Source organism: Streptomyces sp. NPDC049577 (assembly GCF_040675635.1).
Classification (GTDB): Bacteria; Actinomycetota; Actinomycetes; order Streptomycetales; family Streptomycetaceae; genus Streptomyces.
This window is the reverse complement of the sequence record NZ_JBFAPH010000311.1, coordinates 1-7,501: the sequence shown is the minus strand read 5'-3', so window position 1 is coordinate 7,501 and position 7,501 is coordinate 1. Positions and strand designations below refer to the sequence as shown.

Here is a 7,501-nt window from a genome sequence, read left to right as displayed (position 1 = left end):
CTCGATCATCGCCGCGCGCACGATCATCGCCTGGCCCGCCCCGAACGCGCAGAACACCGAGGCCTCCCACGGCTCGGCGCTGGGCGAGGCCGAGGGCCGCACCCGGCGCAACCGTTTCGACCGGATACGGTCGGTTCCAGGCGTCCCCGGAACCGACCGCCCCTGGGTGGCGGCCGGGCTGCTGTCCCCTGCTGACCGGTCGCCGTGCCACCGGAGTGAGGTCCCACGGCGCGCGTGGTCGCGCGCCACACACTCCGGTGGAATCCGCCCTGCCGTGCCGGGCGCCCAGAAGAACAGGGACGGAAGCCACGCGTGGATCTCGGTGGGGCCGCTCCTGGCTGGCGCGGACACCGGGTCCAACGAAGCCGGTCGGAGCACGGTCACGCTCCGTACGGGTGACGGCGTCCGAACTCAGATGCGGCCGCGGCACAGTTCCAGCAGCGTCATGGCGAGCGCCGTGCCGGGGCGGCCGAGCTGGTCGCCGTAGTGGTTGATGATCTCCATCTCGCGGGAGAGGTGGACGCGGCGGCCGCCGGACGCGATGCGCTCGCGCTGGATCACCGCCGAGACGGCCATCCGTTCCTGGATGAGACCGATGATCCGGCCGTCGAGATCGTCGATCCGCTCCCGGGCGCCGGTGATCAGGCCGGCGGCCTCGCCGGTGCGGGCGCCCGTGCCGGTGGCCGGGTCCTGTGTGGTGGTGGTCATGGTGTTTTTCTCCAAAAGGGGCGGGCGGCCCCCCGGAGCGACAGGACCCGGGAAACGGCAGACGCCCCGGGCCTTGTCGGCCCGGGGCGCCTGGGAAGTCGCTGTCTGTGGCTCAGCAGCACGACCATGGCAGCCGGACGGGCCGGTTGCCATAGGTAAAGACGAAGGTCAGCTGCGTGCGCATGGGGGACAGTATGGCCCGGGCGCGGTCCCCGGGCCAACGCGGGTTCGGATGGTGAGACAAAAGCGAGCACCCGGGCCCCGGTAGAATCGACAAATACAGACCCCCACCTCGACCGCCGGAAGGCCGCTCCCGTGTCAGCAGCACCACCCGCCGCCGCCCACGACAACACCGCGGAACCGGTGCTCGTTGTCGACTTCGGCGCACAGTACGCACAGCTCATCGCCCGCCGCGTCCGCGAGGCCCGGGTGTACAGCGAGATCGTCCCGTCCACCATGCCGGTGGCGGAGATGCTCGCGAAGAACCCCAAGGCGATCATCCTCTCCGGCGGTCCCTCGTCGGTGTACGAGGAGGGCGCCCCGCGCCTCGACGACGCCCTCGGCCTCTTCGAGGCCGGTGTCCCGGTCTTCGGCATGTGCTACGGCTTCCAGCTGATGGCCACCACCCTCGGCGGAACGGTCGACAACACCGGCGCCCGTGAGTACGGCCGTACGCCGCTGACGGTCGCGAAGCCGGGCTCGACCCTCTTCGAGGGCACCCCCACCGAGCAGTCGGTGTGGATGTCCCACGGCGACGCCTGCTCGGCCGCGCCCGAGGGCTTCGCCGTCACCGCCTCCACGGACGTCGTGCCGGTCGCCGCCTTCGAGAACGACGAGAAGAAGCTGTACGGCGTGCAGTACCACCCCGAGGTGATGCACTCCACGCACGGCCAGCTCGTCCTGGAGCACTTCCTCTACCGCGGCGCGGGCATCGAGCCGACCTGGACCACCGGCAGCGTGATCGACGAGCAGGTCGCCGCGATCCGGGAGCAGGTCGGCACCAAGCGCGCCATCTGCGGCCTGTCCGGCGGTGTCGACTCCGCCGTGGCCGCCGCCCTCGTGCAGAAGGCCATCGGCTCCCAGCTGACCTGCGTCTACGTCGACCACGGCCTGATGCGCCAGGGTGAGACCGAGCAGGTCGAGAAGGACTTCGTCGCGGCCACCGGCGTGCAGCTGAAGGTCGTCGACGCGCAGGAGCGCTTCCTGTCCGCGCTCGCCGGGGTCTCCGACCCCGAGGAGAAGCGGAAGATCATCGGCCGGGAGTTCATCCGGGTCTTCGAGCAGGCCCAGGCCGAGATCGTCGCCGAGGGCGACGAGAGCGGCGAGCCGGTCGAGTTCCTCGTCCAGGGCACCCTCTACCCGGACATCGTCGAGTCCGGTGGCGGCACCGGCACCGCAAACATCAAGTCCCACCACAACGTGGGCGGCCTCCCCGAGGACCTGGAGTTCAAGCTCGTCGAGCCGCTGCGCCAGCTCTTCAAGGACGAGGTCCGCATGGTCGGCCAGGAGCTCGGTCTCCCGGCGGAGATCGTCCAGCGCCAGCCCTTCCCGGGGCCGGGCCTGGGCATCCGCATCGTCGGCGAGGTCACCAAGGAGCGCCTGGACCTGCTCCGCGAGGCCGACGCGATCGCCCGCGAGGAGCTCACGGCGGCCGGTTTGGACCAGGAGATCTGGCAGTGCCCGGTCGTCCTGCTGGCCGACGTCCGCTCGGTCGGCGTCCAGGGCGACGGCCGCACCTACGGCCACCCGATCGTCCTGCGCCCGGTCTCGTCCGAGGACGCGATGACCGCCGACTGGACGCGCATGCCGTACGACGTCCTGGCGCGCATCTCGACCCGCATCACGAACGAGGTGCGGGACGTCAACCGCGTCGTCCTCGACGTGACCAGCAAGCCGCCGGGGACGATCGAGTGGGAGTAGTCCTCCTGCGGGGCCTGCAGGGCCCGTAGGACCAGAAGGTCAGCGCCACCGCCGTCGCTCATTCGTTTGAGCGGCGGCGGTGGCGTTTGCGGTGGGTACGCTGGCCGTACAGGCGAGACTCCGTCCCATGGGAGCAATCGTGAGCGCTGCACCCGAGTTCGAGCTGGACGAGCGGTACAACTATCCGGTTCCCCCGCCCGGGGGCTGGACGGCAGACGACCTTGACCGGCTTCCGAACCTGCCGCGGCGCACGGAGCTGATCGACGGGAGCCTCGTCTTCATGAGTCCGCAGACCGAGTTTCACATGCGCGCCATGCGCTTGCTGGAGAACGCTCTGCTGGACCAGGCACCGGACGATCTCGATGTCTTCCGGGAGTTCGGTATCAAGATCGACAGGCGCAACCGTCCTGAGCCCGACGTCCTGGTGGTACGAGCCGGCGCCGATACGGGTCCGAAGCGCACCTGTCTCAGGCCGGAGGACGTCCTCCTGGCGATCGAGGTGGTGTCGGAGGATTCGGAGGAGCGTGACCGCGAGGCCAAGCCACGCAAGTACGCGGCAGCGGGCATCCGTCACTTCTGGCGCGTCGAGCAGAATGAGGAGGGCCTCCCCGTCGTGTACGTCTTCGAGCTCGACCCTGCGACGTCCGCTTATGCGCCGACCGGGATCTTCCATGACGAGCTGGAAGTGAAGCTACCGTTCCTCGTGCGCATCGACCTCACCGCGATCAACCGACGCCGTCCTGCGCGGGACGACTGAGTCCGGGGCTCTGGCCCCCTCCGATACCCGGCGGTAGCTTCCCTGGTACAGCCATGGATCACGGAGGCCCGCCATGCCGGAGGAAAGAGCAACAGCCCAAGCAACAGCCCCCCAGCCCATACCCACCGACCGACTTCACTTCGCCCTGCCCCCCACGCACGAGACCGTCGGCGCCGAGCGGCAGTACCGCAAAGAACGCCTCGCGGCCGCCCTGCGCCTGTTCGGGCGGTTCGGGTTCGAGGAGGGCGTCGCGGGGCACATCACCGCGCGCGATCCGGAGTTCACGGATCACTTCTGGGTCAATCCCTTCGGGATGTCCTTCAAGCACATCACCGTCTCCGATCTGATCCTGGTCAATCACCAGGGCCAGGTCGTCGAGGGCCGGTACCACGTCAACCAGGCCGCCTTCGCGATCCACTCGCAGATCCACCGGGCCCGCCCCGACGTGGTGGCCGCCGCCCACAGCCACTCCGTCCACGGGCGGGCGCTGTCCACGCTCGGGGAGCTGCTGGAGCCGATCACGCAGGACGTGTGCGCCTTCTACGAGGACCACGCGCTCTTCGACGACTACACGGGTGTCGTCGTGGACGAGGAGGAGGGCCGGCGCATCGCCGCCGCCCTCGGGCCGCACAAGGCGGTGATCCTGCGCAATCACGGGCTGCTGACCGTGGGTGACTCGGTGGACGCGGCCGCGTGGTGGTTCATCACGATGGAACGTTCCTGCCAGGTACAGCTGGCGGCGAAGGCCGCCGGGAAGCCCGTGCTCATCGATCCGGCCCACGCGGCGCACACCCGCGATCAGCTCGGCAACGACCTGGCGGCGTGGATCAACTACCAGCCGCTGTACCAGCAGATCACGCGCAGTGAGCCGGAGCTGCTGGGCTGAGACGCCCGCGCGCGGCTGTCTGAACACCGGCCGCCTCCCCTGCGTATGGTCGTACGACGACGTCGTACGCGAGGACGCGAGGGAGAGGCGGCGGCCGCATGACACTCGGCACAAGGCGTGGCAGGCGGGCGGAGCGCACCGGGGGAGGTGACCCGGCCCGGTACGCGCTGCTGCCGCTGCGGGTCTTCCTCGGGGTGACGTTCCTCTACGCGGGGCTCGACAAGCTCACCGATCCCGCCTTCCTGGCGAGCGACGGCCCGGAGTCCATCGGCGCGCTGATGCACTCGGTGCGCGACTCCGCCGCGCTGCCCGGCCTCGTCGACCTGGGGCTGAAGAACCCCGTCGGCGCCGGCTGGGCGATGGGCGCCGGCGAACTGGCGGTCGGCCTGGGCACGCTGCTGGGCGCGTGCGCCCGGCTCGCGGCCGCCGGGGGCGCGCTGATCTCACTGAGCCTGTGGCTGACGGTCAGCTGGTCGTCCACGCCCTACTACTACGGCAACGACCTGGCCTATCTGATGGCCTGGCTGCCGCTGGTCGTCGCCGGCGCGCCGCTCTGGTCGGTGGACGCCTGGTGGCGCGCCCGGCGGCGCGGGCGGGCGCGCGGGGCGCTGCCGCTCCGCCCGAGCGCCGGCTGACGAGGCGTCACGGGCGGGGCGCCACAGGGCTTCACAGGTGGGGGCGTCACGGACGGGGCGCACCGTCCCGGTCGGCGTCCGAGCGGCGCGCCCGGTGGCGGAGGGTGAAGGTCAGCGTCGACGCCGCACCGCCCAGGCACAGGCCCGCGACCAGGGCGGGCAGCAGCGCGTAGGCCGGGAAGTGCAGCCGGCCGTCCGCCGCCGCGAGGTAGGCCAGGCCGCCGCCCAGCAGCACCAGCCCGACGATCAGCTTGCCGGGCTCGAAGTCGTGCCGCCCGGAGGACGGGCGCGCGAGCTCGCGGGCCCCGCCCCGGCGCGTGTCGTCACGGAGATCGTCACGGAGTTCCACGGGTCACCTCCACCTGGCCGAGGCCGGCCTTCAGCCGCAGGTCCAGCGTGCCGCGCGCGGTGTGGCCGGCGGTCGGTTCCAGCGTCACCGTCCGGTGCTGGCCGGGCTGGACGTCGATGTCGTCGCGGGCTTCTCCGGGCAGCCGGATGTCGCCCAGGCCCACCTCTATGGTCAGCCGCGCGGTCACGTCCTCCGGCAGGACGACTTTGATCCGGCCCGCGCCCGCCTCGGCGGTCGTCGCGACCGTCACCGGCCGCCCGGCGGTCCAGCGCAGGCCGCTCAGATCGAGCACCCCGACGCCGCTGCCCAGCTCGTAGCGGTCCCGCACCTCGGACGGGCTCGCCGGGCGCCAGGTCATGCGGACCCAGTCGTCGGACACGGAGTCGGGCAGCGCGGCGGCGCCCGTCAGCAGCGCGCCGGTGAGCACCGCCGCGACGACCGTGCCGCCCCCGGTGCGCCCGTACACCGAGCTGACCGCGATGCCCAGGCCGAAGACGCCCAGCGCGCAGGCCAGGCCCGTCTCCAGCGAACCGCCCAGCGGGCGGTGGTGCCAGGTCAGCCCCATGCCGAGCCCGAAGGCCAGCAGGGCCAGCAGGAACGTCCAGCCGCCGAGCCGCCGTCCGGTGCGGACGGGCCGGGCACGTTCGGCGGCCGCGCGCTTGCGGTCGTACGGGCCGTCGTCGGGCCCCCACAGATAGCCGGTGCTGGTGGCCCGGCCGACCGGCGCCGCCGGGCCCTTGACCAGGGGGTCCCGCCACCAGGAGGGACCACCGGGCGCGGGCGGGGCCTGCGTCTCCGGAGGAGCCGCCGGCGCGGCGCCCCGGGCCTCGTACGCTGCCGGTCCGCCGGCGTCCCCGAGGGCCGCCTCCGCCTCGACGAGCCGGCGGTGCCGCGACCAGTACGCGGCGCCACCGGTCGCGATCAGCAACATCAGCGAGAACGCCATGACGCCGCTGTTGTTGAGCATCGACAGGAACAGCCCGCAGCCCACCAGCGCGCACAGCACCGCTGTCAGCGCCGGTCCCTCGACCCGGCCGGACAGCAGGCGCCGGCCCTCGTTCTCCTCCTCGCCCTCCAGCGGGACGAGCAGCCACGCGAAGCCGTAGGCGATCAGACCCAGGCCGCCGGTCACGCCCAGGACGCCCAGCACCACCCGGAAGATCACCGGGTCCAGGTCGAAGCAGCGGCCGAGCCCGCCGCACACACCCGCGATCATCTTCTGGTCGCGGCTGCGGCGCAGCGGAGGCCGTCTGCTGTCGTCGCGCGGTGGCCCGGGGTCCTGCCGCGGCGCGGTGCTCGGGGGTGCGTCGGTCATGTGCACATGGTGTCAACCGGAACTCCGCGGCGGCACCCGTGGCGACCCTGGCCCGCCCCTGAGATCGCCCCTGAGAACTCGATGAGGGCGCGGCGGTTAAGGTGTCGCAACGAAGTGGCGCATCGAACACATCCGGGGGAAGCGGAGGCGCGTGCGGTGTACGGGGCACCTGAGACGGCCGGAGCCGGCTCGGAGTCCGGCCGGCTGATCGCCGGCCGGTACCGGCTGACCGAACGCGTCGGCAGGGGCGGCATGGGTACCGTCTGGCGTGCCGAGGACGAACTGCTGGCGCGGCAGGTGGCGGTCAAGCGGCTGCACGTCCAGCCGGGGCTGGAGGAGGACGAGCTCGCCACCCTCTACGAGCGCACCCGCCGCGAGGCCCGCAGCGCCGCCCGTATCAACCACCCCAACGTGGTCGTCGTCCACGACGTGGTCGAGGACGGCGGGCTGCCGTGCATCGTCATGGAATACGTGCCCTCCACGACACTCGGCGATCTGCTCAAGCAGCGCGGCACGGTCGGCCCCGAGGAGGCCGCCCGCATCGGCCGCGGCATGATCGCCGCCCTGCGCGCCGCACACGCCGCCGGCGTGCTGCACCGCGACGTCAAGCCCGGGAACGTCCTCCTCGGCCACGACGGCCGGATCGTCCTGACCGACTTCGGCATCGCCCACTCCACCGGCACCTCCACCCTGACCAAGACCGGCGAGATGGTCGGTTCCATCGACTACATCTCCCCGGAGCGGGTCAAGGGCGCCAAGCCCGGGCCCGCCGCCGACCTGTGGGCGCTGGGCGCCACCCTCTACCAGGCCCTGGAGGGCCGGCCGCCGTTCCGCATGGCCGACGGGAGATCTCCCGTCGGCCCGTCGTCATCGGCTGCGTCAGGCGTCGACCTTCGCCATGACGTCGTCGGAGACGTCGAAGTTGGCGAAG

At 71.9% G+C, this 7,501-nt stretch carries 9 protein-coding genes; 6 read left to right on the top strand and 3 right to left on the bottom strand.

Going from position 1 to position 7,501, the window contains the following annotated elements; translation table 11 throughout:
* Window positions 1–4 precede the first annotated feature (4 nt).
* The gene (locus AB0K09_RS26590) at window positions 5–487 is read left to right on the top strand and encodes a hypothetical protein (protein WP_366067925.1); all 483 of its coding nucleotides are present in this window, start codon (window positions 5–7) and stop codon (window positions 485–487) included.
* Here AB0K09_RS26590 and AB0K09_RS26585 read toward each other — a convergent pair.
* A complete protein-coding gene (locus tag AB0K09_RS26585; RefSeq protein ID WP_366067924.1) occupies window positions 412–708 on the bottom strand; it encodes a chorismate mutase in 297 nt (98 codons plus the stop codon). The two genes, AB0K09_RS26590 and AB0K09_RS26585, sit on opposite strands and share 76 nt — an antisense overlap.
* Window positions 709–1,023: 315 nt before the next feature.
* On the opposite strand from AB0K09_RS26585, the gene guaA reads away from it, so the two are divergent.
* The 4 genes from guaA (at window position 1,024) to AB0K09_RS26565 (ending at window position 4,906) form a co-directional block, all read left to right on the top strand.
* Entirely contained in the window at window positions 1,024–2,628 is a 1,605-nt protein-coding gene (gene guaA / locus AB0K09_RS26580) for a glutamine-hydrolyzing GMP synthase (RefSeq protein ID WP_366067923.1), read from the top strand.
* 139 nt (window positions 2,629–2,767) lie between these two features.
* Window positions 2,768–3,385 (top strand): Uma2 family endonuclease, encoded by a 618-nt coding sequence (locus AB0K09_RS26575; RefSeq protein WP_366067922.1) that lies wholly within the window; start codon window positions 2,768–2,770, stop codon window positions 3,383–3,385.
* A 73-nt stretch (window positions 3,386–3,458) separates the two neighbouring features.
* Window positions 3,459–4,271 (top strand): class II aldolase/adducin family protein, encoded by an 813-nt coding sequence (locus AB0K09_RS26570; protein WP_366067921.1) that lies wholly within the window; start codon window positions 3,459–3,461, stop codon window positions 4,269–4,271.
* 98 nt (window positions 4,272–4,369) lie between these two features.
* Window positions 4,370–4,906 carry a DoxX family membrane protein gene (locus AB0K09_RS26565; RefSeq protein WP_366067920.1) on the top strand — a complete coding sequence of 179 codons (537 nt, stop codon included), beginning with the start codon at window positions 4,370–4,372 and terminating at the stop codon, window positions 4,904–4,906.
* Window positions 4,907–4,952: 46 nt separating this feature from the next.
* Here the strand turns inward: AB0K09_RS26565 and AB0K09_RS26560 are convergent, their stop codons facing one another.
* The gene (locus AB0K09_RS26560) at window positions 4,953–5,255 is read right to left on the bottom strand and encodes a hypothetical protein (RefSeq protein WP_366067919.1); all 303 of its coding nucleotides are present in this window, start codon (window positions 5,253–5,255) and stop codon (window positions 4,953–4,955) included.
* A complete protein-coding gene (locus AB0K09_RS26555; RefSeq protein WP_366067918.1) occupies window positions 5,242–6,570 on the bottom strand; it encodes a PspC domain-containing protein in 1,329 nt (442 codons plus the stop codon). Before AB0K09_RS26555 ends, AB0K09_RS26560 begins: the two co-directional genes overlap by 14 nt.
* Before the next feature lie 156 nt (window positions 6,571–6,726).
* Between AB0K09_RS26555 and AB0K09_RS26550 the strand changes: the two genes are divergently transcribed.
* Window positions 6,727–7,501 (top strand): serine/threonine-protein kinase (locus AB0K09_RS26550; RefSeq protein WP_366067917.1); only part of this gene is annotated, 775 nt, incomplete at its 3' end.

Excerpts from the sequence above, each read along its gene's own strand:
- AB0K09_RS26585 (WP_366067924.1), bottom strand. The coding sequence starts at position 708 with ATGACCACCACCACACAGGACCCGGCCACCGGCACGGGCGCCCGCACC.
- AB0K09_RS26570 (WP_366067921.1), top strand. The coding sequence starts at position 3,459 with ATGCCGGAGGAAAGAGCAACAGCCCAAGCAACAGCCCCCCAGCCCATA.
- AB0K09_RS26565 (WP_366067920.1), top strand. The coding sequence starts at position 4,370 with ATGACACTCGGCACAAGGCGTGGCAGGCGGGCGGAGCGCACCGGGGGA.
- AB0K09_RS26555 (WP_366067918.1), bottom strand. The coding sequence starts at position 6,570 with ATGACCGACGCACCCCCGAGCACCGCGCCGCGGCAGGACCCCGGGCCA.